This window comes from Haloplanus ruber (assembly GCF_024494725.1).
Classification (GTDB): Archaea; Halobacteriota; Halobacteria; order Halobacteriales; family Haloferacaceae; genus Haloplanus; species Haloplanus ruber.
This window is the reverse complement of sequence record NZ_JANHDK010000001.1, coordinates 1,109,012-1,135,283: the sequence shown is the minus strand read 5'-3', so window position 1 is coordinate 1,135,283 and position 26,272 is coordinate 1,109,012. Positions and strand designations below refer to the sequence as shown.

28 protein-coding genes are annotated in these 26,272 nt (G+C 70.0%); 13 read left to right on the top strand and 15 right to left on the bottom strand.

Annotated features, from left to right (window positions below):
• Positions 1-2: 2 nt before the first annotated feature.
• Positions 3-746, top strand: coding sequence for a CPBP family intramembrane glutamic endopeptidase (locus NO878_RS06090; RefSeq protein ID WP_256405069.1), 744 nt, complete (start codon positions 3-5; stop codon positions 744-746).
• On the opposite strand, the gene NO878_RS06085 is transcribed toward NO878_RS06090, so the two are convergent.
• On the bottom strand, positions 747-1,190 hold the full coding sequence (locus NO878_RS06085) for an MGMT family protein (RefSeq protein WP_256405068.1): 444 nt from the start codon (positions 1,188-1,190) through the stop codon (positions 747-749).
• A 99-nt stretch (positions 1,191-1,289) separates the two neighbouring features.
• Between NO878_RS06085 and trpC the strand changes: the two genes are divergently transcribed.
• The 9 genes from trpC to NO878_RS06040 are packed head-to-tail and all read left to right on the top strand — an operon-like array spanning position 1,290 to position 9,103.
• Positions 1,290-2,045, top strand: coding sequence for an indole-3-glycerol phosphate synthase (gene trpC, locus NO878_RS06080; protein ID WP_256405471.1), 756 nt, complete (start codon positions 1,290-1,292; stop codon positions 2,043-2,045).
• On the top strand, positions 2,042-3,289 hold the full coding sequence (gene trpB, locus NO878_RS06075; RefSeq protein ID WP_256405067.1) for a tryptophan synthase subunit beta: 1,248 nt from the start codon (positions 2,042-2,044) through the stop codon (positions 3,287-3,289). Before trpC ends, trpB begins: the two co-directional genes overlap by 4 nt.
• Positions 3,289-4,128 (top strand): tryptophan synthase subunit alpha, encoded by an 840-nt coding sequence (trpA, locus tag NO878_RS06070; RefSeq protein WP_256405066.1) that lies wholly within the window; start codon positions 3,289-3,291, stop codon positions 4,126-4,128. Before trpB ends, trpA begins: the two co-directional genes overlap by 1 nt.
• A 27-nt stretch (positions 4,129-4,155) precedes the next feature.
• Complete coding sequence (locus NO878_RS06065; RefSeq protein ID WP_256405065.1) at positions 4,156-4,947, top strand: 2-amino-3,7-dideoxy-D-threo-hept-6-ulosonate synthase; 792 nt, start codon at positions 4,156-4,158, stop codon at positions 4,945-4,947.
• Between the two features lie 45 nt (positions 4,948-4,992).
• Positions 4,993-6,168 carry a 3-dehydroquinate synthase II gene (locus NO878_RS06060; protein ID WP_256405064.1) on the top strand — a complete coding sequence of 392 codons (1,176 nt, stop codon included), beginning with the start codon at positions 4,993-4,995 and terminating at the stop codon, positions 6,166-6,168.
• 4 nt (positions 6,169-6,172) lie between these two features.
• Positions 6,173-6,952 carry an MBL fold metallo-hydrolase gene (locus tag NO878_RS06055; RefSeq protein ID WP_256405063.1) on the top strand — a complete coding sequence of 260 codons (780 nt, stop codon included), beginning with the start codon at positions 6,173-6,175 and terminating at the stop codon, positions 6,950-6,952.
• Between the two features lie 36 nt (positions 6,953-6,988).
• The gene (locus NO878_RS06050) at positions 6,989-7,639 is read left to right on the top strand and encodes a YkgJ family cysteine cluster protein (protein WP_256405062.1); all 651 of its coding nucleotides are present in this window, start codon (positions 6,989-6,991) and stop codon (positions 7,637-7,639) included.
• A gap of 52 nt (positions 7,640-7,691) precedes the next feature.
• Entirely contained in the window at positions 7,692-8,096 is a 405-nt protein-coding gene (locus NO878_RS06045; RefSeq protein ID WP_256405061.1) for a TRAM domain-containing protein, read from the top strand.
• A gap of 41 nt (positions 8,097-8,137) precedes the next feature.
• On the top strand, positions 8,138-9,103 hold the full coding sequence (locus tag NO878_RS06040) for a hypothetical protein (RefSeq protein WP_256405060.1): 966 nt from the start codon (positions 8,138-8,140) through the stop codon (positions 9,101-9,103).
• Here NO878_RS06040 and NO878_RS06035 read toward each other — a convergent pair.
• On the bottom strand, positions 9,100-10,821 hold the full coding sequence (locus NO878_RS06035) for a radical SAM protein (RefSeq protein WP_256405059.1): 1,722 nt from the start codon (positions 10,819-10,821) through the stop codon (positions 9,100-9,102). The two genes, NO878_RS06040 and NO878_RS06035, sit on opposite strands and share 4 nt — an antisense overlap.
• 113 nt (positions 10,822-10,934) lie before the next feature.
• On the opposite strand from NO878_RS06035, the gene NO878_RS06030 reads away from it, so the two are divergent.
• Together NO878_RS06030 and NO878_RS06025 are read left to right on the top strand one after the other, a co-directional pair.
• Complete coding sequence (locus NO878_RS06030; protein ID WP_256405058.1) at positions 10,935-11,093, top strand: DUF7559 family protein; 159 nt, start codon at positions 10,935-10,937, stop codon at positions 11,091-11,093.
• The gene (locus NO878_RS06025; protein ID WP_256405057.1) at positions 11,090-11,545 is read left to right on the top strand and encodes an Hsp20/alpha crystallin family protein; all 456 of its coding nucleotides are present in this window, start codon (positions 11,090-11,092) and stop codon (positions 11,543-11,545) included. The genes NO878_RS06030 and NO878_RS06025 overlap by 4 nt, the downstream gene beginning before the upstream one ends.
• Positions 11,546-11,555: 10 nt before the next feature.
• Here the strand turns inward: NO878_RS06025 and NO878_RS06020 are convergent, their stop codons facing one another.
• The 3 genes from NO878_RS06020 to NO878_RS06010 all read right to left on the bottom strand — a co-directional run bounded on the left by NO878_RS06020 (position 11,556) and on the right by NO878_RS06010 (position 13,809).
• Positions 11,556-12,155 (bottom strand): NUDIX hydrolase, encoded by a 600-nt coding sequence (locus NO878_RS06020; protein WP_256405470.1) that lies wholly within the window; start codon positions 12,153-12,155, stop codon positions 11,556-11,558.
• 74 nt (positions 12,156-12,229) lie between these two features.
• Positions 12,230-12,712, bottom strand: a complete 483-nt coding sequence (locus tag NO878_RS06015) for a DUF7109 family protein (RefSeq protein WP_256405469.1) — start codon at positions 12,710-12,712, stop codon at positions 12,230-12,232.
• Positions 12,712-13,809: a glycosyltransferase family protein gene (locus NO878_RS06010; RefSeq protein WP_256405056.1), complete on the bottom strand. Its 1,098-nt coding sequence runs from the start codon at positions 13,807-13,809 to the stop codon at positions 12,712-12,714. Before NO878_RS06010 ends, NO878_RS06015 begins: the two co-directional genes overlap by 1 nt.
• A gap of 100 nt (positions 13,810-13,909) precedes the next feature.
• Here NO878_RS06010 and NO878_RS06005 point away from each other — a divergent pair, with 100 nt between their 5' ends.
• The gene (locus NO878_RS06005) at positions 13,910-14,080 is read left to right on the top strand and encodes an HVO_0758 family zinc finger protein (protein ID WP_256405055.1); all 171 of its coding nucleotides are present in this window, start codon (positions 13,910-13,912) and stop codon (positions 14,078-14,080) included.
• A 38-nt stretch (positions 14,081-14,118) separates the two neighbouring features.
• Here NO878_RS06005 and NO878_RS06000 read toward each other — a convergent pair whose 3' ends face one another.
• The 10 genes from NO878_RS06000 to NO878_RS05955 form a co-directional block, all read right to left on the bottom strand.
• Positions 14,119-15,207, bottom strand: coding sequence for an aldo/keto reductase (locus NO878_RS06000; protein WP_256405054.1), 1,089 nt, complete (start codon positions 15,205-15,207; stop codon positions 14,119-14,121).
• A 39-nt stretch (positions 15,208-15,246) separates the two neighbouring features.
• Positions 15,247-16,404 (bottom strand): DHH family phosphoesterase, encoded by a 1,158-nt coding sequence (locus NO878_RS05995; RefSeq protein WP_256405053.1) that lies wholly within the window; start codon positions 16,402-16,404, stop codon positions 15,247-15,249.
• A gap of 76 nt (positions 16,405-16,480) precedes the next feature.
• Positions 16,481-17,362: an SDR family oxidoreductase gene (locus NO878_RS05990; protein WP_256405052.1), complete on the bottom strand. Its 882-nt coding sequence runs from the start codon at positions 17,360-17,362 to the stop codon at positions 16,481-16,483.
• A gap of 5 nt (positions 17,363-17,367) precedes the next feature.
• Complete coding sequence (locus NO878_RS05985) at positions 17,368-17,799, bottom strand: DUF5791 family protein (RefSeq protein WP_256405051.1); 432 nt, start codon at positions 17,797-17,799, stop codon at positions 17,368-17,370.
• 32 nt (positions 17,800-17,831) lie between these two features.
• On the bottom strand, positions 17,832-20,882 hold the full coding sequence (locus NO878_RS05980) for a DUF7286 family protein (protein WP_256405050.1): 3,051 nt from the start codon (positions 20,880-20,882) through the stop codon (positions 17,832-17,834).
• Positions 20,879-21,727 carry a DUF7284 family protein gene (locus tag NO878_RS05975; RefSeq protein ID WP_256405049.1) on the bottom strand — a complete coding sequence of 283 codons (849 nt, stop codon included), beginning with the start codon at positions 21,725-21,727 and terminating at the stop codon, positions 20,879-20,881. Before NO878_RS05975 ends, NO878_RS05980 begins: the two co-directional genes overlap by 4 nt.
• Positions 21,724-22,122: a DUF7285 family protein gene (locus NO878_RS05970; protein ID WP_256405048.1), complete on the bottom strand. Its 399-nt coding sequence runs from the start codon at positions 22,120-22,122 to the stop codon at positions 21,724-21,726. The genes NO878_RS05975 and NO878_RS05970 overlap by 4 nt, the downstream gene beginning before the upstream one ends.
• Positions 22,103-22,570, bottom strand: coding sequence for a DUF7283 family protein (locus NO878_RS05965; protein ID WP_256405047.1), 468 nt, complete (start codon positions 22,568-22,570; stop codon positions 22,103-22,105). Before NO878_RS05965 ends, NO878_RS05970 begins: the two co-directional genes overlap by 20 nt.
• A 34-nt stretch (positions 22,571-22,604) precedes the next feature.
• The gene (locus NO878_RS05960) at positions 22,605-24,332 is read right to left on the bottom strand and encodes a type II secretion system F family protein (protein WP_256405046.1); all 1,728 of its coding nucleotides are present in this window, start codon (positions 24,330-24,332) and stop codon (positions 22,605-22,607) included.
• The gene (locus tag NO878_RS05955; protein WP_256405045.1) at positions 24,329-26,239 is read right to left on the bottom strand and encodes an ATPase, T2SS/T4P/T4SS family; all 1,911 of its coding nucleotides are present in this window, start codon (positions 26,237-26,239) and stop codon (positions 24,329-24,331) included. The genes NO878_RS05960 and NO878_RS05955 overlap by 4 nt, the downstream gene beginning before the upstream one ends.
• Positions 26,240-26,272 lie beyond the last annotated feature (33 nt).

The window sequence follows — 26,272 nt, the reverse complement described above, 5'->3', positions numbered from 1 at the left end:
ACGTGCCCGAGTGGGCGGCGTTCGCCGGCTTCGTCGGCGTCGTCCTCGTGGGCCTTCTCGTTCTCGCTCGCCTCTCCACTACGACGTTCGACGCGCCCGATTTTCCCGCCACCCTCTCCGACCGTGTCGTCGGGGCGTCGCCCACACCCTCGCCGGCCGTCCGCCGTCCAGCGACGCTTTCGACGCCGACGCTCCTCGCGAACGTCGTCATCTCGCAGGGTGCCTTCGCGTCGATTTTGGTGGTCGGAACGTGGCTCACCGGGGTCCCGGCCGCGGCTCTCGGTCTCGCGGCCGATGCGTTCGCGCGACCCGACCTACTCGTCGGTGTCGCCCTCGGCGTCGGACTCCACGCGGTCAACGCCGTCGGCTCGCGGCTGACCGACCGGTTCGAACTCGGCGACCCCGAGCGCCTCCGGCGGGCCATGACCCCCGAGACGGCCGTCGGCTGGGTGGGTCTTCTCGGAGTCGTTCTGCCGCTCGTCGCCGGGTTCGAGGAACTTCTCTTTCGGGGGGTCCTGATCGGCGCCTTCGCGGTGGGCTTTGACCTCTCCCCGTGGCTGCTCGCGGCCCTCTCCTCCGTCGCGTTCGCCCTCGGGCACGGTGCCCAGGGGCGACTGGGGATCGTCGTCTCCGGAGCGCTCGGGTTCGTCCTCGCCGTCGCCTTCGTCGTGACCGACAGCCTGGCGACCGTCGTGGTCGCTCACTACCTGGTAAACGCGATGGAGTTCGTCGGCAACGGTCGGTGATCACGCTTCGAGGTCGCGAAGGCGCTCGGCGACCGGCGGCGGCGTCGCACCCCGCCCCTCGATCCGGTGGTCGGGGATGAACAGCGGCACCGGATTCCCCCGGAGCGCGGCGCGGACGGTGTCGAGGTCCTCGGCGTCGTCGTCGTCGAGGCCGGCCAGTCGCGCCAGCCGCGATACGTCGACCGTCTCGCCGTAGGGGACGTTCCGCGCCGCTTCGAGCACTGCCCGCCGTTCGGTCGGGACGGTGAGCGCCACCTCGACGTCGTCGAAGTGGTCTTCGGCCCCGTCGAGGTAGGCGAACACGCGGTCGAGTAGTGGATGGTCGGGGTCGGCGTCCGCCGGCACTGTCTCGGGGAACGAGACGCTGATAACGCGGTCGCCGGCCAGTCCCACCTGCACGGCGCGGCCGAGCGCCGGCGTCTCGCGAGCGTAGAGTCCTTCCATGGCCGAACGGAGGGTGGCGCGGCCCATATGGATTGCCGTCGGCGGCCGCCGGCATGGGGCGCAAGTCTTATGTGCAGATACGTCCGTTAGTGTACAATGATGGACGCTAATGGTGAAGAACTGGCGCCCGCGGTGCGGTCGATTCTGTCGGCCGCCCGCGACCGGACCGGCGGCGGGGAGCGCGTCTCGGTCGACGCGCGGTCCGTCCCCGAGGCTTTCGCCGCCGCCGAGGCCGACGGCCGGGCGCCGGTGATCGCGGAGGTGAAGCCGACTAGCCCGACGACCGACGGACGGCGGGACGACGACCCGGTCGACCTCGCGCGAGCGATGGTCGACGGCGGCGCGGCGGCGCTGTCGGTGTTGACCGAATCCGACCACTTCGGCGGATCGCCGGCGTCACTGGAGCGGATCCGGGCGGCGGTCGACGTGCCAGTGCTTCGCAAGGACTTTATCCTGACGGAGGCCCAACTCGATGTCGTGGAGTCGGACGCCGTCCTGTTGATCGCGCGGTTCGTCGACGACCTGCCAGCCCTCGTCGCGGCGGCACGCGAGCGTGGCTTCCAGCCGCTGGTCGAGGTACACACGCGGGCGGAACTGGACCGAGCGGTCGCCGCGGATGCAGACTTGATCGGGATTAACAACCGCGACCTGGCGCGCCTCGAGGTCGACCTTGACACCTTCGAGTCGCTGGCGCCGTCGGTTCCCGACGACGTGACGTTGCTCGCTGAGAGTGGCATCGCGTCGACTGCGGACGTCCAGCGGATGCGTTCGGCGGGTGCCGACGCCCTGCTGATCGGCAGTGCGATCATGGATGGCGACGTGACAGCGAACGTGCGGCGATTGACCACAGCATGAGTTCTCACACAGGCAAGTTTGGCGAGTACGGTGGACAGTACGTTCCCGAGGCGTTGATGCCCGCTATCGAGGAACTGGAAGACGCGTACGAGCGGTACGTCCTCGACAACGAGGACGGCTTCATGGACGACTTTCGCGAGCGACTGGCCGACTTCGGCGGCCGACCGACGCCGCTCCAGAAGGCCCACCGCCTCTCGGAGCGCTACGACCGTGACGTCTACCTCAAACGCGAGGACCTGCTCCACGGCGGCGCCCACAAGCTGAACAACGCGCTCGGACAGGTGCTCTTGGCGAAGTACATGGGCAAGGACCGAATCATCGCGGAGACGGGCGCCGGACAGCACGGCACCGCGACGGCGATGGCGTGTGCCCACCTCGGTATGCCCTGTGAGGTGTACATGGGGCGACGGGACATCAACCGCCAGCGACCCAACGTGTTCCGGATGCGGCTCAACGGCGCGGAGGTCACCCCGGTGACCGTCGGCCGCGGCACGCTGAAAGAGGCCATCAGCGAGACGATGCGCGACTGGGCGACCAACGTCGAAGACACCCACTACGTCATCGGGAGCGTCGTCGGTCCCCACCCGTTCCCGGCGATGGTGCGTGACTTCCAGCGCGTTATCTCCGAGGAAGCGCGCGAGCAGATGATCGAGAAGGCGGGTCGACTCCCCGATTCCGTGCTCACCTGCGCCGGCGGCGGCTCGAACACGATGGGGCTTTTCGCGGAGTTCGTCCCCGACGAGGAGGTCGACCTCTACGCCGTCGAGGCCGGCGGCAGTAGTCTGGAAGTCGACGAGGCGGAGGGCGTCGCCCCCAACTCCGCGACGCTCTCGACCGGCACCGAAGGCGTCCTCCACGGCTCCCGAACGCGCGTGTTACAGGACCGTGACGGGCAGATCATGGAGTCCCACAGCGTCTCGTCCGGCCTCGACTACGCCGGCGTCGGTCCCGAACTCGCCAATCTCGTCGACCGCGGGCGCGTCACGGCGGTCAACGTCGCCGACGACCCGGCGCTCGAGGGGTTCCACCGCCTCTCGCAGCTAGAGGGCATCATTCCGGCGCTCGAATCCGCCCACGCCGTCGCCTACGTTGAGGAGAACCACGCGGACCTCGGCGAGGTCATCCTGCTCAACATCTCCGGCCGTGGCGACAAGGACCTCGAAACCGTTCTGGAGGAGACCCACGACCGCGACGTCGAGAACGCACCGGAGATGGAGACGTTCGCCGGAACGGGAGGGTTCTGATGAGTCGCATCTCCGCGGCGTTCGCCGACGGGCCGGCTTTCGTCCCCTACCTCGCGGCCGGCGACCCCGACTACGAATCCTCGCTGTCCTACGTCGAAGCGCTGGAACGGGGTGGTGCGGACGTTATCGAACTCGGCTTGCCGTTCTCGGAGCCAATCGCCGAAGGGTCGACCATCCAGGGCGCCATCGTCCGTGCGCTGGAGGCGGGCATGACGCCCACCCGCTACTTCGAGTTCGTCGAGGACCTCGATGTCGACGTGCCGCTGGTCTGTATGACCTACTACAACCTGATCTACCAGTTCGGCGAGGGCGGCGGCCCCGAGGACTTCGTCCGCCGGGCGGCCGCGGCGGGGATCGACGGCTTCGTCGTCCCCGACCTGCCAGCCGAGGAGGCCGAACCGCTCCGCGAGGCCTGCGACGAACACGGCTGTGAACTCGTCTTCATCGTCGCCCCGACGACGAAAGGTGAACGCCTGGAACGCATCATGTCTCAGGTGTCGGGATACGTCTACGTCCAAGCGCGACTCGGGACGACCGGTGCCCGCACGGACCTCTCGGGCCGGGCCGAGGAGAGTCTCGAACGCGTCGCTGAGTGGGACGTGCCGAAGGCCGTCGGCTTCGGAATCTCGACCGGCGACCACGCCCAGCGCGTGATCGAGGCGGGCGCCGACGGCGTCATCGTCGGCTCCGCACTCGTCGATATCGTCGCACAGGGCGTCGAGCGCGGCGATCCAGCCGTGACCGTCGCAAGCCGACTGGAGGGCAAAGCCCGCGAACTCAAGGAGGGTGCGCTCCGCGGGGCGGCGGCGAACGAACGTCCGCATCCGGAACGTACATAAGCACCACTGGTACAGGGTAACATATCGATGAACACGGGAACACGAGCGCGCCTGCGGCGCATCTCGACAGATGACCGCTACCTGATCGTCCCGATGGACCACGGCGTCACGCTGGGGCCGGTGAAAGGACTGGTCGACATCGAATCGACTATCGACGCGATCACCGACGGCGGGGCCGACGCCGTCCTCACGCAGAAGGGGGTCGCCTCCCGCGTCCACGACAACAAAAACGAGGCGGGCTACATCGTCCACCTCAACGGCTCGACGAACATCGGTCCCGACGAGTCGGACAAGCGCCGCACCGGCACCGTTGAGGCGGCGCTCCGGGCCGGGGCCGACGCCGTCTCCTTCCACATCAACGTCGGCTCCGAGTACGAACCCCAACAGATGACCGACCTCGCGCGGGTGACCGAGCGCGCGGAGGAACTCGGCGTCCCGACGCTCGCGATGGCCTACGCCCGCGGCCCGGATATCGAGGAGGACGACCCGGCGGCGCTGGCCCACGCCGTCCGCCTCGCGGAGGAACTCGGCGCGGACGTCGTCAAGACGGGGTACAGCGGCGACGGTGACAGCTTCGCCCCGGTCTGTGACGGCACACGCCTGCCGGTCGTCATCGCCGGCGGAAGCCGCGGGACCGACCGCCAGACCGTCGAGATGGTCCGCGGGGCGATGGACGGCGGTGCCGCCGGCGTCTCCATGGGCCGGTCCATCTTCCAACACGACGACCCCGGCGCCATCACGCGAGCCATCTCCGCGGTTATCCACGACGGCGCTGGCATCGACGAGGCGCTTCGGCGCGGCGGTCTCCTCGAAGCATAGCCCCCATCCGCCACGTTGAAGCCCGGTCCCGTTGAGGTGCAGGTAATGACACGGAGCGTGTGGCTGAAAGCCGACGGGACGGTCGGCGACTGGGAGTCGCGAACGGAACGCATCACCGCCGGTCTCGAAGCCGGCGTCGACTGGGTGCTCGTCGACGAGACGGACGTGGCGAAGGTTCGCGAACTCGGCGACGTGAACGTTGCTGCCTTCCGCTCCGACGCTGACCTCGTCGAGGACGCCGAGGATGAGGGCGCCGTCCCCGACGCGTACGTCGTCGGTAAGAACGGTGAGGGCGACGGCACGGTCGACCTTCCGCCGGATCTCTCGGGGTCGGCCGACCTCTCGACGCTTCGCCGCGACGACCGGTCGACTCGGGGCGCCTACGTCCGCATCCTCGGCAAGGAGTACGAGACGTTCGCGGAGGCGGCCGCCACCGACGCCGACTACACCTTCGTCGTCGGGGAGGACTGGACGATCATCCCCCTCGAGAACCTCATCGCCCGTATCGGGGAGGAGACGGAACTGATCGCCGGCGTCACGACCGCCGAAGAGGCCCAGACTGCCTTCGAGACGCTGGAGATCGGTGCCGACGGCGTCCTGTTGGACTCGGACGACCCCGACGAGATTCGGGAGACCTGTGAGGTCCGCGATGCCGCCGAGCGCGAACACCTCGACTTGGAGTACGCCACGGTGACCGCCGTCGAACGGACGGGCATGGCCGACCGAGTCTGTGTCGACACCGGGTCGCTCATGGAGGGATCGGAGGGGATGCTGGTCGGCTCGATGTCTCGCGGACTCTTTTTCGTCCACGCGGAGACCGCCGAGTCGCCGTACGTCGCCTCCCGGCCCTTCCGGGTGAACGCCGGCGCCGTCCACGCCTACGTCCGCACGCCCGGCGGCGGCACGCAGTATCTCTCCGAACTGACGAGCGGGGACGAGGTGCAGGTGGTCGACACCGATGGCGACACCCGCGAGGCCGTCGTCGGTCGCGTCAAGATCGAAAAGCGACCCATGTTCCGCGTGGAGGCCGAAGTCGAGACGGAGGAGGGCGTCGACCGCGTCGAGACGCTCCTCCAAAACGCCGAGACGATCAAGGTCCACACCCGCGAGGGGCGGACCGCCGTCACCGACCTCGAAGCCGGCGACGAGATGCTCCTCCACTACGGGGACGGCGCCCGCCACTTCGGCGAAACCGTCGAGGAAAGCATCATCGAGAAGTGACACCGTGACGCGGACGGTCACGCGCGTTCCGGTTTCGACGGACACCTCGGCCCCGGGCGGCCGGACGAACGCCTATCTCGTCGACGACCCGGCCGGCGCACTCCTCGTCGATCCGGCCGGGCGCACCGACGACCTCGACGCCGCCGTCGCCGACCGCGAGGTGGCCCACGTCGCGATCACACACGCCCACCCCGACCACGTCGACGGCGCCGCCACCTACGCCGCGGAGACGGGCGCGACGCTCTGGGCACGCCGCGGACGCGAGGCGCGGTTCGCGGCCGCGACCGGTCACCCCCCCGACCGTACCTTCACCGAGGGCGACCGGGTCGGCGCCGTGACCGTCGTCGACACCCCGGGCCACGCGCCCGACCACGTGGCCTTCGCCACCGACGCCGGGATTCTCTCGGGTGACCTCGCCGTCGCCACCGGGAGCGTCGCCGTCGCGGCTCCCGAGGGCGACCTGCGAGCGTATCTCGTCGCCCTCCGTCGCCTCCTCGCCCGCGATCCACCCCGCCTGTTTCCGGGCCACGGTCCCGTGATCGACGACCCGCGGGCGACCCTGGAGCGCCTCTACTTCCACCGTCTCGACCGCGAGCGGCGGGTCGAACGCGCCGTCCGTGCGGGTGCCGACTCCGTCGACGCCGTGGTCGACGCCGCCTACGACCGCGAACTCGGCGACCATCGACCTCTCGCGGCCGCCACCGTCCGCGCTCACCTCGACAAACTCGCTGTCGAGGGACGGGTGCGGTTCGACGCCGAGACCGGCGGCGTCGCCCCGCGGTAGCGACGACGTTTTTCACGTCCGTCCCTCAGCGGGGGTATGGACTCGCTCGAAACCGAACTCGAACGGGCACGAAGCCTCGACGTGAGCGACCTCGCCGACGCCATCGAGTCCATCGGCTTCGAGTGTACCCGGTGTGGCGAGTGCTGTAAGAGCGAGGCCGACGATCCACACACTGCGACGGTGTTCCCCGACGAGGTGCGGACCTTGCAGGTGACGACCGGCGACGACTGGCGGGACGTGGCGCGGCCGATGCCGTACGGGCTCTCGGCGGGTCCGGACGGCCCCGAGGGCGAGACCTTCGAGTGGGCGTTGGAGACCGACGCCTGCGGGGACTGTACGTTCTACGAGGAACGCGAGGGCGAGGGTCGGTGTACCGTCCACGAGGACCGCCCGCTGATCTGTGAGACCTACCCCTTCAGCGTCGCGCTCGGCGGGACGAGCCAGCCGATGGGCGAGGCCGTCGACGAGGCGGGAGTGGTCCGCGCCCACGAGTGTGAGGGCCTGGGTCGCGACATCTCCCGAGCGGACGCCGAGGATCTGGCTGCGGCCCTCAAGACGCGGGCGGTCCGCGAACTGGAGGAGGCCATCGGCGTCCGCGAGGCCTACCGTCCGGTCGAGACCGACACCGGCGAGGTGGTCGTCCACGACTCCGAAGGGCCGAAAACGCCCGACGGACACCCCCGATGAGGGCGATACACCTTTAACGATTCCGCCACAGGTGGGTATGGAGGTTTAGATTGTGGAGATCTCAGATAAACTGCTGTGTCTGTTCAGCGAACGCGTACGGGCGGAAGACGACACGTACGTGATCGAAGTACCGCAACGCGAGATCGAAACGGGGTCCATCGATCCCGACGAAACCTACCGTGTCGCACTCATCTCCCGGGAGCGAACGGAGGCAGCCGACGACGACGAGACGGCGACCGAGACACCGTCCTCGGAGCCTCAGCCGCCAGTCGAGGCCGGCGAGATTCGATACGTCGAGATCGAAGATATCGGCAAACAGGGCGACGGTATCGCGCGCGTCGAGCGCGGCTACGTCATCATCGTCCCCGGCGCCGAAATCGGCGAACGCGTCAAAATCGAGATCACCGAGGTCAAGTCCAACTTCGCGGTCGGCGAGATCATCGACGAGGACATCTAGGCCGACACAAGGGCCTTGTTGCCGTGCGTTCGAGATCCGGTATGTACCGACGTGCCCTCCTCTCTACCGGACTGGCGCTCGCGACGGCCGGCTGTTCCGGCCTCCCGCTCGGGTTCGGCACCGACTGTACCCGCGGCGCCAGCCTCCGGTTGCGACCCGTGACCGACGCCGAGATTGCGGAGCGAGCGAGTGAGCCGCTCGCCACCTTTTCCCCGCCCGAACGGCGCGCCCTCAGCGCTGCACGACGCGGTGACACCGCGACGATCACCGCCGCCAGCACCCCTTTCTCCCGTGGTAGCGCCGAGTACGTCGTCGCCGACGGGGCGTACGTCGCCGTCGAGATGTCGACCGTCGCGACGACAGAGCGCACCGGTTACCGGTTCTCTCTCGACACCGACGGCGCGACCGCCGACGGGACCGGCCGACCTGCCGCCTTCGACGACCTACCCGCGGCCGACCGCGCGGCGCTCTACGCCGGGCTCGGCTTCCCGAGCACCCGCGAAATCGAGCGGTTCGACCGCGCCCACGCCATCAGCATCGGTGCCACCCTCACCTACCCGGACGACGAGGCGGTGGCGGCGTCCGAACTCGTCCCCGAGTCCGCGTACGACAGCCTCCGGATCGGCGGCCGCGCCTTCCGGTTTCGCTTGGAGGGTCGGGAGTCGGTCACCGTCGAAACTCACCGGATCGCGGTGCGTGACCTCGCGGACGACCCCGCGGGATTCGCGTCGGTCGTCCTCGACCAGCGTGGGATCGAACTCGACGACCTCTCGCCCGAACAGCGCGACATCGTCGAGACGGCCATCGAGGACGGGTACGACGAGTGTGCGCCCTACTCCCAACCCTACGCCGACCTCCAGGGGTCGTTCGGCCGGCCGCCGACGCGGGTGACCGGCGACGGCGACGGCGTCGCGTCCACGCCCGACGCCGAGACGCCGGACCAGGTCGACTACGCCCGCTACGAGACACGGTGGTACGCCGTCGACTTCGGGGAATACGTCGCCTAGTCGGCCGACTCCACGACCGACGCGAACGCCGAGAGGTCGACCCCGAGTTCGTGGTCGAGATCCGCGACCGACCCGTAGGGTCGGTTGACGACGATGTCGCCCGCGGTCGACTGCCCAACGCCGGGCAACAGTTCCAGTTCGTCCATCGACGCCGCGTTCGGATCGAGTGGGTGGGAGACGCCCGTCACCGACCGGTAGCCGTGGTCCACCACGGCCACGTCGAGGGTCGTCCCCAGTTCCCGCTCGCCGGGGATGGCCACGAGTAGGGGGTAGGTACCGAGTTGCCGGCCGAAGGTCTTGCCGTCTTGGTGGTACTCCAAGTGGACATCGGGCAGGACTGTTCCCGCCGGGACGACCCGTCGAAGCATCGGGCGGTCGATTTCCTCGCGCACCTCGCGTTTGTACTCCGTGAACAGTTCCTTGTGGTCGCGGGCAACCTCCGCGCCGGTGTCGCTCATCTCCGTCCCCGCGAAGGCCATCACCTGCCGGATGTTGATCCGGCGAAGCATCAGCCCCTCGTCGTAGACGCGCTGGAGGAACTGCTTGTTGTGCTCGAAGGTTTCCCGGCGCTCGCCCTGGAGACCGTGGACGAGGTTGATTCCCGGAAGGAGTTTGGGCAGGCGGTCGGCCGCCGCGTCGCCGACGGTGGGAGCGTCACCGGGGTCGTCGCCCGGGCGCCACCCCGCCTCCTCGTTGACAACCCGAACCGCCTCCAGACACTCGTCGGCCGAGACGAGGAGATTGTTCTCCTCGCGGACGACGGGGTCGGCGGACTCCAGGCCGAACGCCGCGGTGTCTCCCGCCGTGTTGTGTTCGGCGATGATCCGGATGGCCTCTCGGGAGCGCTCGGGATACTCGACGATGGTGACGGGGTTCATGTTGTCGAGGTGGAGCGTCTCCAGGTCGGGCGCGACCTCCCGAATCCCGGCGTAGAGGCGTTCGAGTGCGTCGGGGTTCGGCGCCTCGCCGTCGCCGCCGAACGCGAGGATATCGGCCTGTCGACCCAGACGGAAGTGACGGACACCACGTTCGTACAGGGACGCCACCTCGCGGACGACCGACTCGGCCGACCGGAAGCCCGGATCGCCGTACAGTGGCTCCGTACAGAACGAACAGCGGTACGCGCATCCACGAGAGGTTTCGAGTTCGGCGATCAGATAGTCAGGATGATTGGGGTGATCCTCGACGACGAAGGCGCCCTTCGCGGCCCAGCGGTCCAGATCCTCGTTGTCGCGCATGCGGTCGCCAAACCCCTCCAAGCCGCTGGCAACGAGGTCGTGGGCCGCCGCCTCGACGTCGCCCTTGGCGACGAAGTCGTAGTCGAGGTCCTTGCGCTCCATCTCCTGTGCGCCAGCGTTCTCCTCGCCGACGCCGAAGCGGACGGGACCGCCCATCAGCGTGATCCCATCGGCGGTCCAGGCGAGTTCCCGCACCTCGTCAGGTTCGGCGGGCGTCCCGCCGACGTACTTCCCGGGAACGGTCATGCCACCGAGATAGATCATGAGGTCGGCGTCGGCCACGTCCGCCCACTTTCCCCGGTCATCGCGGAGTTCGTCGATGGTGTGGTACGTGATTCTCTCGGTGGGGACGCCGGCATCGACCAGCGCCCCCGCGGTGAAGCGGGGGTACGTCGAGACGTACGGCGGGACCCCGAAGTGTGCGGGTTCGTCGACGTAGCCGTCGACGATGGTGACGGTGAGTGCCGCGGGGTCGGTCATAGACGCCGGTTGGCGGCCGACGCGTAAAACCGTGTTCGTGCGCGTCGCTCGGTTACGGCGGCGCCCTCACCGCCTCCACGCCACTTATGACGGTCGCGGCACTACCTCCGCGTATGCCCGCCACGAAGGAGATCAAGTGTACCAGCGACGACTGTGAACTCGATATGTTCGAGAACCACTACACCTACGACATCGCCGACGACCACACCGTCGCCGACCTCTCCTGTCCGCTCTGTGGAGGGACCGACTGCCTCGACGAGATCGAACTATGACCGGGTTCAAGGAGTTTGGAAAGTCGGCGGCCAACGCCGTTCTCGAACGCGTCGGGCGTGGCGTCGGGAAGGTCCAGGAGCGCCGGCCACTCTCCTACGACGTGCTCGAATCCGAGGACGCGTACCTCGTCGTCTTCGACGCGCCGGGAGTCACCCGGAGCGACGTGCAGGTGCGCTACGTCGAAGGCGAGGTGCAGGTTCGCCTCGACCGCTTCCGTGACTTCCACGAGGGCTTCGAGATGCGGTTCCCGGGACGAGGGCTCTCCCTCGATGGCCGCGCGCGCCTGCCGCCGGACGCCCACGTCGACGCCGACGGGGCCTCGGCGACGCTGACCGACAACGGGACGCTCAGCGTCGAGGTGCCAAAGCGGGCACACGGGACGGACGTGGCGGTCCACACGGAGGCGGAGGCGGACGAGGGAGACGACGAAACGGACGCCGACGCCGAGTAACTCCCGGCGATCAGACCGGAAAGTCGGCGTCGGAACCAACGACCCGGTCGACCTCGGGCGGCATCTCCCAGTCGGTCGCGAGTTCCAGCAACTGGACGAGCATCCGACCGGTCGCGCCCCAGACGGTGTAGCCGTCGACGCGGAAGAAGTGCAGACGGATCTCCCCGTAGTGGGGGTGATCCCGGCGTTCGGATTCGTAGTTGTCGAGGTCGGTGAGCGCCGCGACCGGTAGGACCGCGATTTCAGCGACCTCGCGTTCGTCGGGGACGTAGGTTCGATCCGGGACCCGCGAGACGAACGGGCGGACGGCGTACTCGCTGACCGTCGGGATATCGTCGAGGCGGCCGACGACCTCGATCTCGTCGGATCGGAGGCCGATCTCCTCGTTGGCCTCGCGGCGAGCGGTCGCCTCCAGGTCGGCATCACTCGGTTCGCGACCGCCGCCGGGGAAACTCATCTGTCCTGCGTGTTCACCGAGGTGGTCGGCTCGCTTGGTGAACAGGAGCGCGTCGCCGTCGCTCCGGTCGACGACGGGCGCGACGACCGCCGCCTCGCGTCCGGCGTCGTCGATACTCTGTGGGGTGTGATCGACGACAGCTGACAGGTCCATGCGCATGGTGTGGTGGGTGTCGGTTCGGGCGCCGAACTCGTGGCTCGTCACCACCTACACACGGAGGGGTGGTTTCAGTTGTGGTTTGCCGTCGCGTCGTCGAGGCGGGTGCGGACGTCACCGACGTCCCCCCCGCCCCACGTCTCCAGGTCGTAGCTCACGTCGAGCAGTCGCTCGATCCGCTCGGCGTCGTCGTCGTCGACCGCGCGGGCAGCGTCGGCGCGAAACCGCTGTTCCGCGGCCGCGACGAGCGCCTCTCGATCCGGGTCCCGGTCGGGGACATCGAGAATATGCGGTAGATCCTCCGCACTCTCGGGGAGCGCGGGGAAGGCCGCGGGTCCCGGTGCGAGCAGCGTCGGCGCGTCTCCGTCGGGTTCGAGGGTGACGAGGTAGTAGTTCTCGACGGCCGCGTCGACCGCCTCGCTCGCCGCGTCGGTGTCGACCGCCTCGCCGCGCTTGAAGGCGAGTTCGCCCAGTGCGGACTCGAGTTCTTCGCGGGTCACCGCGCCGAAGAGGTCCGCGACGCCGGCGAGTTCGTCGCCGGTGTCGGTCGGGATCATCGGGCCGACTCCAGGTCGGCTTCGGCGGCCGCGGACACCTCCGCCGGCGACACCGGCGCGTCGGCCCACGCCGGGAGTCGGCGGTCCGGTCCCAGTGGCTCGATGGCCGCCGCGTAGGTCTCTACCTGTTCGAGTTCGTTCCCTCGGTCGTATCCGAGTCCGTTGAACCCCGCGTCGAGTTCGTAGCTCCGAACGAGCGAGCGGGCGGCCTCGCGGTAGCGGTCGGGGAGGGTGTCGTAGTTGGGATCGACCCCGTGGTCGGCGACGGCCCGAAAGAGCGCCGCCGCCACGTGACGACTCATATCCGAGAGTCCGGTTGGCCCGCTCACCGCCCGGTGGTCGTGTTCGTACGTCCCGAGGTCGACCTGTGCGCTCCCGGAGAAGCCGGCGTGGTCGAAGGCGTCGCCGAGGGTGCCGACCTCCAGCCCCCACGACCGCTGGGTCCGCAGGCGTGCCGCCAGCTCCGTCGTCGCCGCGAACTCGCCCGCCAGCGCGTACCGAAACGACTCCAGATACCGCAACACCGGCGAATCATAGCCCGTCGCATCTTGGAGCGCCCGCACCAGCGGGACGAAAAAGAGCCGGAACAGCCGACCGTAGAGGCGTCCGTTCTCGACCCGGGCGTAGTAGCCCTTCGAGAAGTCGTTGCCCTCCGCGAGCGGGTAGAGCAGGCGTGCTACGTCGGCCCGAGAGTAGCTCTTCGTGTCGGCGTCGTGAACGACGACGTACTCCCCGTCGAGCGCCTGTCCCAGTCCAAGCCACACGTCTCGCCCTTTGCCGGCTTCGCCGTCGAGGCCGTGGTCGTCGAGTAGCCCCTCCAGTTGCGGTCCGTTACACCAGAGGACCGACAGCGGAAGGTCGTAGTCGGACAGCCAGTCGGCAAAGGGCGCGACGCGGTCGCTCGGCGCTCGAAGCGGCACGACGACCTGGGCCGGATCGACCTGCTCCAACTCCGAAAGGACACGATCCGGCGCCAGCCCGGCGTACTCGCGTTCGGTCATCGGGACGACCACCGTCGCCCGGTCGGTCGGCGCCGCCGGCGTCGGATCGGTGAGGTCGTGGAGCGTCGTCACGCGTTCCTGGACGTACTCCATCACCCCCGTTTCGGGACGGGGCGGACAAAAGCCCGCGGGTGCCGAGACAGCGGCGCGGTGGCCGGATCGTTTTTTAAACCGGGGCGCACAAGAGTGGCACATGAAATCGACCCGCAAAGGGCTCCGTGACGGCGAACTCGTCAAGGACACCTACGAGCGACTCACCTGCGCGGAGTGTGAGAAGGTGCTCAAAAAGCAGGACGATCCGGACGAGGTGTTCGCGGTTCGCTCCTGTCCCGAGTGCGGGCGAGAGTGGAAGGACTTGCGGTAGTCGCCGATTCCAGGGATTTCGACGCTTCGCTACCCCGGTCACTCGAAGACGGCGTCGAACGCCCGCGCGCCGAGCGGGTCGAAGGTTCCCGCGGCGACGTTCTCGGCGACGTGATCCGGGTCGCTCGTCCCCACGAGCGCACAGGTGACTGCCGGTGCACTCCGGGCGAAGTTGAGCGCCCGCTGGGCGGGCGTATCGCCGCCGAGTTCGGCGTCGACGCCCGCCGGAAGCCCGTCTATCAGGTCGCCCTGTGCGAGGCTGGCGCTGGTGAAGACGTCCACATCGAGCGCGTGAGCCACCGCTAGGGCCGACCGTCGCTCCCCCTTGAAATCGTGGGCCTGCGTGGTGAACGCGTCGGCCATGACGACGTTGAAGGGAAGTTGGATCGCCGCGAACCCACACTCGTCCCGGCCGACCGTCTCGGCGGCCCGGCGGGCGCGTTCGATCACCGTCGGGAGCGACAGGTGGTCGTCGTGGTCCGGCGGTCGCCGGAACGCTTCCCAGGTTGCCACTCCGTAGCCCCCGACCTCGCCGGCGTCGACCCGGCGTTCCAGCCGCTCGAACGTCGCTTCGAGCTGGTCGTACACCGCCGCGCGCGAGCGCGTCCGAAGCTGTGTCTCGGGGTTGTGGACGTAGTAACAGTCGACCGTCTCGACGCCGAGTCGGTCGAGTGAGCGGTCGACCATCGCATCGATGAAATCGGGGGCGATGCAGTGCTGACCGGCTACGAGGTCCGCGGGGTCGACCGGGCCGTCGTCGACGAACCGCTCTCTGAGGGCGGCGGCGGGGTCGTCGGGCTGGTCGCCGTCGAAGGGGAGAAATCCGCCCTTGGTGGCGACGACGACGGCCGACCGGTCGACCTCGGCCCGCTCTAGCGCCCGCCCGACGACACGTTCGCTCCGTCCACACCGGTAGTTGGAGGCGGTGTCGACGACGTTACACCCACCTTCGAGGCCGGCAACCAGTGCCCGCTCGTATCCGTCGTCGACGGCCTCGCTCGCCTCGCCCAGATACGTGCCGAGGCCGACGCTGGAGACGACGCCGGGACCGAACCGCCGGAAGTAGGTCCGGCCGAAGCCGTCACCGAAGCGGTCCCGATACCCCCAGGTGCCGCGCGAAGTCGCCATGTGCTCGCTACGCGTGATCGGAATAAAAGGGGTGGGCCATCACACGTCGCCTTCGAGCGCCCGACGCAGGCGGTCGGTGAGCGTCGCCCGCCGTGCCGGCCAGACGAAGTCGCCGTCGTCGATGGGCACCTGTCCTCCTCCCATACGGGCGTGGCCCCCACCGCTCGCGTCCGGGACGTCGTCGAGTGCGGCCTTGATCGCCCGTCCCATGTGAACCCGGTCGTCACGGGATCGCCCGGAGAGATAGAGCGTGCCGTTACGGATGCCACAGACGATGGCGGCCGTGATCCCTTCGAGGCGGATGAGTTCGTCGACCGCTTGCGGGATCGCATCCACGTTCGAGACGGTTCCGACGTCGCTGATCGCGAAGGCGCCGCTCACCTCGCGTTCCTCGATAGCGGTCGCCTTGACCTCCAACACCTCCGCACTCACCTGCGGGTTCGCGATGCGGTCGAGTAGGCTCTCGTCGACGCCAGGCGAGAGATAGGCGCTCGCGTCGAGGTCGGCCGAGACGGTCCCGCTCGTGAGTCGGTTCGTGTCGGTGAGCACGCCGAAAAAGAGGCCGGTCGCCACCTCCGAGGGCACCACGTACGACGCGTCTATCTCACTCTCGCGGTCGTCCGGTGCGACCGGCGTCGCGTTGAGATCCTGGAAGTATTCCGCGATCACGCTCGCACAGGCGCCGTACTCGCTCCGTACGTCGGTGAACGCCTCGCCGCGCCCGTCGCTCGGGTGGTGATCCACGACTGCCAGCGGGCGAACCTCCTCCGACCCGATGAACCCCCGCGGGTGGCTGTGATCGACGAGAATCACCGCGCTCGTGTCGAGATCCGCCGCCCGTTCGATCCGTTTGAGAGTTACGTCCAGGACGTTTCGAAACGTGCGGTTCTCTTGGTGGCGGATCTGCCCTGGAAACCGGATGGTCGCCGCCGTATCGACCTGTTCGGCGAGTGAGACGACACCCATCGCCGCGGCCATCGCGTCCGGGTCGGGGTTCGGATGCGTGAGTACCACCACCTCCTCGCGGTCGGCCAGCAGCGATGCGAACCGAACCCCGGACGGGCGGGTGAGCCGGTGGAGGAGGAACCCCCCGCCGACCAGCACGACAGTGACGACGAGTAGCGTGGCCACCAGTTCCGGGTGCGACCGCGCGACCGTCACCGCCCGCTCGACGACCTCCGCGGGTGCGACCGACATACCCTCCCCGACAGTACCGAGCGGTAAGAGTATTCTCCTATTATGTCGCTCCGAACCCGACGCAATTTGCGTCCGTTCAGCCCTCTCGAAACGCCCGGATCGCCGGCCGATAGCCCTCGCGAACGGTCGGATAGCGGAAGTCGTACCCGAGTTCGCGGAGCCGGTCGTTGGCACACCGCTTGTTGGCGCGGGCACGGCGACTCACCCCGCCTTCCGCCGCCGCGCGTTCCGCTACCGTCCACTTCTTCGGCGGCGAGACGCCACACTGCTCGGCCAGCCAGTCCGCGAACGCCCACTTCGAGACCGGTTCGTCGTCGACGCCGAGTACCACCTCGTCGCGGGCGGCGTCCGCGGTCAGAAGGTGGGCCACGGCACCCGCCGCGTCGTCGCCGTGGATCGAGTTGAGGTAGCCATCCGTCACTGGGCCGTCGAGGTACCGGTCCATCCGGTAGCGGTTCGGGCCGTAGAGCCCACCGAACCTGACGACCGTCCCGTCGATTCCCCGGTCGGCCGTCTCCGACAGGGCGACCCGTTCGGCCTCACGCAGGACGCGCTGTCGCTCCGTCGCAGGGTCGGGCGTCGTCGACTCGTCGACCCAGTCGCCGTCGTGATCGCCGTACACGCCGGTGCTCGACGTGTACACCAGTCGATCCGGCGGTGACGCCCGCTCGCCGAACGTCTCGACGACGGTTCGTAGCCCCTCGACGTACGCCGCGCGTGCCGCATCGCTTCCCCGGCCACCCGCGCTCGCGGCGTACACCAGCCAGTCGGCGTCGGGGACCGCGGTGAGCGACGCGGCGTCCGTCAGATCCGCGCGGACGGCTTCGAACCCCGCGTCCGCGATGGCGTCGAGGCCGGCGTCCGACCGGCGGACGCCGACGACGTCGTGACCCTCGTCAGTCAACTGGCGCCCGAGGCGGAGACCGACGTATCCACACCCTAAAATGGCGACCTGCACGGTGATTAGGGGGACGACCGCTCCGCCACGTAGCGGTGGATCGATGCGAGTTCGTCGAGTGTCAGCCGAATCCGCCCCTCGATGGCCTGTTGGATCTCCTGCCCAGAGAGGTCAAGGTCGACGTTCGAGGCGATGGTGTCGACATCGAGGACGCCAGTCGTCATTCCCATCAGCAGGTAGTCACGGACCTCCTGTACGATGGCGTTCGCGTCTCGGCCCTCGGAGTCGGCCGCGAGAACCGCCGCGGCTTCCGACAGCGTCACCGACGGGGACTCCCCGCCAGCGAGCGCAGCGACCGTTTCGGCCGGGAGGTCCGCCGCCGTGGCGACCCGTTCGATTCCTTGTGCATCGATCACGGCACGGAGTTCGGCGTCGTAGGCGTCGCGAAGTTGTTGGGGGGACAGCGTCTCCGGTTCGTCGACCGCTTCGTGGAGCATACGTTCGATGGGTGCCCCGCCATCAAAAGGCTTCACTCCGCGGCGGGACAGTCCTCGACTGCCCAAGACGTACATCCAGGCTCCGGCCAACTCCCCCCTCGCTCGTCGGCGTTGCCGTTGACGTCGCCCACGCCGCTCCGACCGGGTGGAACCGCGACGGCGACGACCGTCCGCGTCCGGAAGTCGATCCGTTCGTCGCGGCCGAGACGCTCGGCTCGTCCGTCGCCGTCGACGTCCACCCGAACCGTCGAGCCGTCGCGCACATACCGGATCGCACCCCCGGGTGTCGGCGCGCCGCGTTGGGTTCGGAGCGTGAACCGCGCGTAGGCGCCCCGGACCTGCACCGCCCAGACGTTGACCGTCGCGTACCAGTACCCCGGGACGGGGGCGACCGGAAACCCGGCTGGCACCACACCGAGCGTCTCGTTCAGACGGCCACGGGCGAGTCGGTCCGTCGCCGCCTCGCTCGCCCGTGCCAGTGCCCGGTCCCGCACCCGCGTCAGTGTCCGCGCCACCACCGTCTCCGCGACAGTCGTCGCGTCGTGACGTAGACTCTCGGCGATGGCGGCGTCGAGTCGCCGCTCCAGTCGACCGACGCGATCCGACCGTGGGGCCTCATCCCGGCGACCCGCGGCGACGGCTATCGCCGCGGCGAGCGAGCCGTTGGTCGCGGCGAGCGCCCGCCGTCCGGGCCCCTCCCACCGGTCGAAGCCGGCCGCGACTGCCGCCGCAGCCTCCGGTCGCGTGAGTCGCGTCTCGTTCTGGACGGCACGGCGTGTCCGCGCCCGCACCCGACCGACCGACGACGCGACGGCCCGCGAGAGGGCGCGCCGTTGCTCGCGAACCGAGTCGTTCGCAACCGGTTCGGCCGCCACGAGCACCCGTGCGGCGGTCCGTAGCCGAACCCGCGAGACACCGTCGGTCGCCGGCGCCGACACCACGTCCGCCGCGTCCCCGTACGGCGCCACGAACAGGTTGACGTTCTTCGTCGCCAGCGGGCGATACGAGCGCGACGGCGCCACGGCATGCGCCCGGTCGTGACTCACCGACTCGACGGTGAGGTAGGCTGGCGAGCCGTCGGGGACGACGCCGACGGGGCCGCCGGGCGGCCGACCCGCGAGCCGACCCTGCGGAGCCGTGATCGGCGTGTTGCGCGCCTCGAAGATCTGCCCGAGTGTCTGGGGAGATTCGACGCCAACTCGACCGAGGACGTCGCCAAACGCCTCTTTCGTCCGTTCGTGTGCCTTCGCGCGGCGATCTAGCCGAGCTATCGTCGCGTTGAGCAACGCGACCCGTGCGTTGACGCGCGCCCGATCCGCCACGCCCTGGTACCGTTCGGGCGGGTCGACGAGCGTCGCCTGCCGTTTGCGGAGGGTGGTCGACAGGCTTCCCGGCGGGTTGACTCCGTAGGTCGCGACTGCCCCCGCCCGAACCTCGACAGATCGGTTGCCGAGTCGCGCCGCGACCCCCCTCAGATCGGCGTACGCCCACGACCGAAGATCGGACGGCCGATCACCGTACACTGTTGCTTCGGTCGTGTCGAGACTCTCATTGGCGACGGCCGCCGCCACGGCGTTCCGCCCGCCCTGTCGGTCGAGTAGCCGCTCTCGCGCCTTCCGGGGCACGTCGGCGAGGTTCGGACCGTCGAGCGGTCCGCCCCGCTCGAACCGCGGCGCCGTCGGGCGGGCAGGGGCCGAGCCGTTCGGCGCGTACGACCCCACGACGGTCACGCCGACCCGATAGCGTTCGGTCCACTCGCCGGTCGTGACTCGCGTATCGTTATCGCGCCGCCAGACCCACTTGATTCGACGGTTGAGGGTCACGTGCCGAGCGAACGAGCCGAACCGCCGTTCGCCGTCCCTCGCCTGAGGGGCTGTCCCGACGCTCGATTCCACCTCATGATCGGTCGCGACACGCGTCTCCGTCAGGAACCACTCCGGGCCTGGCGGCTCGGGGTCCGGTCGCGGCTCGGAGTCGAGTCGCTTCCGGGTCGTCCGTAGCGCCGCCTCGACGCGATAGGCGGCGCGGAGCGCGTCGGCGAGTGACCGGTTCGACCGGATCGACTCCGTCCGCAACCCCGTCAGTGCGCGGTCAGCCAGTGGGGCCACCTCGACGTCGAACCGGCGGTCCGGCGACATCCCACGGCGCGGCGGGAGCGGCGTCGACGCGTTCACGCGTCGGTTTGGACGCGGAACGACGCCTTTCGCCCACTCCCCGTCTACCGACGACGCCGCCGTCAGGTCGTCCACGCCGAGCTCCAGTGTCGCTCGACGCATCGCCTGGCGGCCGGCCGGGTCGCTCCGCCCGAACACCGCTCGCTGGGTTTCGAGCAGCGCCCCGTTCGTCGCCGTCTCGACGTGTCTGGTCCCGACGACGTTGGCGACGGGCAACCCGCTATACTGCGCGTATCCCCGTGCCCAGGCGACCGGGTAGAGTCGGGCAGTCAGCCGTCGCCCCAGCCCCGGACCCGCCAGTGGACGGCGGTTTAGCCGCGTCTCGAACGCCGACGCGCGGTCGTGGAGCGCGAGCACGGGCGTCGAGACGGTGACGGTTCGAGACCGGTTCTCCTGGGCGACGACGCGCTCCCCGTCACGAACCATCACCGTCAGGTTCCGCACCGTCACCCGGAGGGCCGTTCCGTTCTCAACGCCGGTTACCCGCACCCGATCCAGCGCCCGCCGAACCCCCGTCGGTGTCGTTGCTTCGGGAACCGACGCGACAGCCGTCACCGATCCCCGGCGATAGCGGGTCGTCTCCAATCGCTCGCGGAGGCGAAGATAGATCCGAAGCCGGAGTGCGTCGCGGAACGGGTCTCGGTCGCTCAGTACGCGTCCGAACGGCGTCGCGGCTGGCTCGGTGACCGGCTCGGCCGCGGCCGCTCGCGCCGCCTCCCCGACCGCCGAGCGCAGGGCTGCCGTCGATCCGGCCGATACACGCTCCATCGCCGCCGCAGCCCCGCGGTCGACGCGACTCGGACCCTGCGTGCTGATCGTCGCGGCGTACGTCGATGCACCGACCAGCAGCAGGACGCCAAGCAGGGCAAACGGGATCCGCGCCCGCCGATCCTCGGCCAGTCGGGTCACGGCCACGTCCTCACGACGATTCGTACACGCCCGACGCCGACGCGCTCGGCGGCCGTCGACGCGGACACGTTCGCGCCGCGGAGGTCCCGGGCCACCCGATCCGAGAGCGCGGCGGCAAGTCGGTCGTTCGCGGCGTCGACGTCGCCGTCGGACAGAGTCGTGTGTCCGTCGACGCCGAACCGACGCTCTGCGAGCCGATACCGGTGCCGGACGAGCGACGACGCCCGCTCCCCGGCCGCCAAACGGGTCCGGGTCGGCGGGAACAGCCCCTCGACGATACCGGCCGCAACGGCGTCGGCGACACCCGCGATGCCGTTCGTCGCCCCGGCCCGCCGTGCGTCGATTCGTGTCGTGGGGAAGCCGCTCGAAACCGTGAGCGTCGCCGTGTGGACCGGCACGTCCGGCGGAGGGCGACCCCCGACGGTGATCCGCCCGGTCACCGACGCGTTCGGGTACGGCCGCCAGACTGCGGTGATCCGCGTGTGATTGGTCCGGACCGCCCCCTCGACGGCGCGGACGACGGCTCGAGAGAGCCCCGCGTGGTCGCGGGACAGCGGCTGGCCGCCCACCGTCAACTCCCCCACTGTCGCCCGCGCCAGGAGTTCGGCTAGCGTCCCGTGGGCCGTCCGGGCGAAGGCGTCGCTCTCTGGTCCCTCGACGGGAGTCCGGTCGAACCGTGGCGCGAGCGTGTAGTTCACCGCCGCCGTCGTCGTCGCCACCGTTGAGGCCACGTCCGGTGCACGCCCCTCACCGACTGGCTCTCGCGGCGTCGCCGTCGTCACCGTCACCACCGCGGCGCTGACCAACAGCAGGCAGAACACGCCGTCGAGGATGGTGCTCGTCACGACCACACCTCCACGCGGACGCGACCGGGTCGGACCCGCCCCGGAGCCAGACGGACGCTCATGGCACGACCCGCCGCGTCCGTCGTCGCTCCCCGTGGCGGGGTCGCACCCGCGTACCACCGCCGGCCGGCCGCGGCGACGGTCACGTTCAGCCGATAGCCGTCGGGACCGGTGCGGTGGGCGCGTTCCGTTCGTGTCGGGGCGGCGACCCCTCCGGTCACGAGAACACTAGTGACACGGTCGAGAGTCGGGCCGGCCAGCGCTCGGTCAGCCTGGTGTTCGGCACCCACACCGTTGAGCGCGACGGCGTAGGCCGAGACGGCGCTCGACACCGCCAGCAGGACCACGAGGGCGGCGGTCGGTTCGACCTGCCCCCTACCCGACGAGCGTGACATCACACCCCTCCCAGATGACGCGTCTGACGAGTAACGACCCGTCGGCCGGCCGCCACTGTGGAGGCCGATTGCGTGCGCTCTCCGCGGCGTCACAGAGCGCCGCTGGTGACTCGAAGCGTGACGACGGCGGGGCTCCTCGGAGGACGTCGCCAAGTGGCCCGCTTCGGACGGCTGGCGTCACCGGCCCGAACGCGAACGTCGCGTGGGTGGTGCCGGCGTCGTTCCGGAGGCCGAGTCGGCGCGGCGCGACCCGAACCGCCCGCGCCCCGAGCGGATGTTCCGCCGTGACGGGGCCGGCCGACCCAGCCGCCCGGTCGACCGTGTCGGCGGCGTCGGCCGCGGCCGGCGGTGGGGCCGTCGGCAACGACGCGCCGACGCCGAACAGCGCGACGCTCGCGAGCGACACTCCGAGCCAGGTGTACCACGCGTCGACCGAAACGTCGAACATGGAACGGGGTGGTCCCGTCACCCTACTTGAGTCTTCACAGGAAGACACCGGCCCCGACGTACGCCGCGAGGTAGGCGACGGTCGCGAGACAGAGCGCCACGCCGACGCGATAGCCGACGAGTGTGCGGTCGAGTCCGTACGTCAGCCCGGTCGCGAGGGTCGTGAGCGCAGCCGCGAGCCAGAGCACGTACGCTCCCACCGCGACACCCAGAGCACCGGTCGGAAGGGGTGCAGCACCGAATCCGGCGCTCGTTCCGGTGTGTGCGACGCGGGCCGACAGCGCGACCGTTGCGCCGCCGACCAGCGGACCGAAGACAGCCGCGGTGTTGGCGAGCGTGTCGGTCACCTGCGATAGTTCCCGTCGTGCCGTCCGTTCGACCCGTCTCAGCTCCTCGACGTGTTCGGCGGTCGCGACCAGCGCGTCGCCGGCCGGCTCACCCTCGGTCGCCGCAAGACCAATGAGGGTCACCATCTCCTCGGTCCGACGGCTCGGCAGAGCGTTCGACGGCCCGCCGTCACCACGAAACGCCGCTGTCACGGTGAGTCCGAGTCGCCGCTGGCGACCCACCGCGTCGCCGAGGAAGTCACCGGTCGCGCCCTCGACCCGTCCGGCGGCCGCGTCGAGCGCCGACTCGACGGCTTCCCCGGCCGCCACCCGTCGGCCGATCAGATACAGCGCGTCGTCGAGATTGGCCTCGACCGCTCGCACCCGCGTTCTAACCGCGTTGGCCGCGTGAAAGCGAACCACGAGCACCGTGCCGACCCCGAGACCGATCCCAGCGATTGGCACCGCCCACGGCGCGACCACCCGTGCGGCGGCGAGGCCGCCGCCCACGCCGGTGACGGCGCCCGCCGCGAGCGCGGGGAGGGGGCTATCCGGCGTCTCGGGGTGTGTCGAGTCGATCCGCGGCGGTGGGAAGGCGACCGGTCGGCGGGCGAGTAGCCACGCCCCCGATCCGACCACGACAGCCGGGAGAACGGCGTTATACAGAGCGACGACGGCGGTCAGCGAGAGCCGTACACCCGTCGCTCGCGCCGCCGGCAGGACGCCCACCAGCGCCAGCGGCAGGAGGACGCCGAAGGCGTACAGTCCCGTGACCGGGCCGCGAATCTCGCTCGTGAACGCAGCCAACTCGTCTCTGGCACCGTCGAGTGCCGCCGATACGGCGCGGTCGAGGTGTCGTTCCCGTTCGTCGGGCGGCGCCGTCGCCGCGGCCCCGAGTCGTGAGACCGCACGCTTGAGCGCCGGAAAGCGCTCGCCCCACTCGTCGGCAAAGCCGTCCAAGCCACTCTCTGGGGTGCCCGTGGCCCGCGTCACGTGACCGTCGAGGCTTCGGGCGAGCACTCCCCGTCCCGTCCGTGCGGCGAACGCGGCCGCCCGTTCCAGCGTCGGATCGAGCCGTAAACACATCGCCGCTCGGCCGACGAGCGCCGCGGTCGATCCGAGCGCCCGCGTCCGCGCCAGGCGTGCCGCCAGTCGGGGACCGCGGTTCGCGGCGAGGGGGACCCCGATACCGACGGCGAGTCCGGTTCCCGTGACGACGACGCCCCACCTGGGCGTCGTCGCGACGCCCACCAGCGCCCCGAGGACTGCGCCGACGACACAGACGAGTGTCCCGGCGACTCGGGACGCACGCTCGAGCGTCGAGGCGCCGACCGGGACACGGAGATACGCGAGCGCCCCGTCGAGAGTTGGGTCGCCGGGCGTGGGCCACGGCCACCGCCTCGCGAGCGTCTCGACGACGGTTGCGTAGTCGATCATTCGCCCACCCGCTCGCGGTGGGCCGCGTCGACGGCCGCCGGGTCGGTTCGGTCCGTCCTCGCGAGGTCGGCAAGTAGCGAGGCTCGGTCGTCGAGGACGTCGAGAACGTCGGCGTAGGACTCGCCCGGTCGAGCCAGCGACGCGACGAGCCGGCTGTTTCCGCGGTCGATAACCCCTGTCGCCTCGGCACCGTCCGTTGCAGGCTCGAACAGCGGCTCGAACGCGACGCCGTCCCCGGCGTCGCGCACCTCCTCGACGCTCGCCACGGTGCGTCTCTCGCCAGTCGAGAGCGTGACGAGGAAGTCCGTCGCCGCGAAGGAGGACGCGGGGACGCCGAGGTCGGTCACCACCCGCTCGAACACCGCGTCGGCGCCGTCGCCGTGGATCGTTCCGAGGACGGCACTACTCGCAGCCCCGACGCGCATCGCCTCGTAGAGCGTCGCCGCCTCCTCACCCCGCACCTCCCCGACGACCAGCGCCCCCTCACCGAGGCGGAGCGCGGTTCGGAGCGCCGCCGTCGGCGAGAGTGCAGGTCCATCGCCGGTCTCGATGCGCACGGACTGGACGTCACGGCCAGCGGACTGGAGGCGGGCCGCGGGGAGTTCAGGCGTGTCCTCGACGACAACGGTTCGCGTCGCCGGCGGAAGTTCCCACAGCAGCGCCGAGAGGAGCGTCGTCTTCCCGGCACCCCGCGGTCCAGCGATCAGCCCCGCGCCGGCACGCTCAACGGCGACAGAGCAAAGCGCCGCGGCGTCGGCCGGAAGCGTCCCGTTGGCGACAAGCGCCGGGAGCGTCCACGCCGTCCGGTCGCCGGTGCGAAAGACGAAAGCGTAGCCGTCGCTCGCCGGATCGGCGACCCCGGCCACCCGGACCTGGCCGTTCCGGGTGCGCGTCGCCGCGTCGAGGGTCGGCGCCGCCCGCGAGAAGGCGCGCCCGCTCTCCCGCCGGAACCGGGAGGCCAGCGCCGCGGCCCCCCGTCGGGTCAGGTGGACGTTCGTCGATACCCGCTTGCCGTCGACGGCGACGCGAACCGGATTGTCCGTGACCGGCGCCGTCACCAGGACCTCGGACACCCGCGGATCGGCGAACAGATCCTCGAAGACGCCGTGCCCGCGTGTGTGACGCCGGAGGACGCGCTCGACTGTCGCCACTGCCACCGACTCGTCGTCGGGTGTTGCCGTCCGAACGGCGCGGGTAATCGCTCGTCCGCCGTCCTCGGCGGTCGTCTCGGCCAGTCGGTCGTGCGCGTCGGCGAGGGTGGCTAGCTCCGCGTCGTCCAGCCGCCACCCTGGCGGATCGAGCAGGTAGCGCTCGTCCGTCCCCGTCCGATATCGTCGCACCGTTGCGCCGGTGTCGAGTTCGCGACGGGCGACCAGTTTCGCGTCGCGGGGTGGACGCCGATCCAGACGCGCGTCGGCGACTGTTGGCCCCGTCCGTGCTCCAAGCGCCGCCTCGTATCCGTCGACCCGGTCGGCGCCGGCAGCCAGGCCGGTGCTCGCGGCCAGCGTCGATACGGGTCCCGCGCGACCGGTCGCGGTCCGGGCGGCCTCGAGCGGGTCGCGGCGCGCCAGGTCCGCCAGTCGCTCGTCGTGAACGGCGACCCGGACGGCAAACCGGCCCGCCGCGACGAGCAACCCGACCGCTCCATCGTCGTACACCCGTTCGCGGCCGTCCGCTCTGACGTGGATGACGTCGACGCCGGTACCGCCGAGCGCGTCGATCACCGTCGCCCGACAGTCCGGGTTCGCGATTAGGTCGCCGCTGGCGGGGCAACTGTCGGCCGTGACGACGAGCGTGCCGCGTCGGTCGGGGTCGTTCCCGCGTGGCGACCGCACCGTCGGCTCACAGCCACACTCGCCGCTGGCCTCGCTATCGCCCCCGTCCCGTAACCGATCCAGTAGGCGCATGCGACGCCGTGGTCCCCCGATCACCCTTGAATC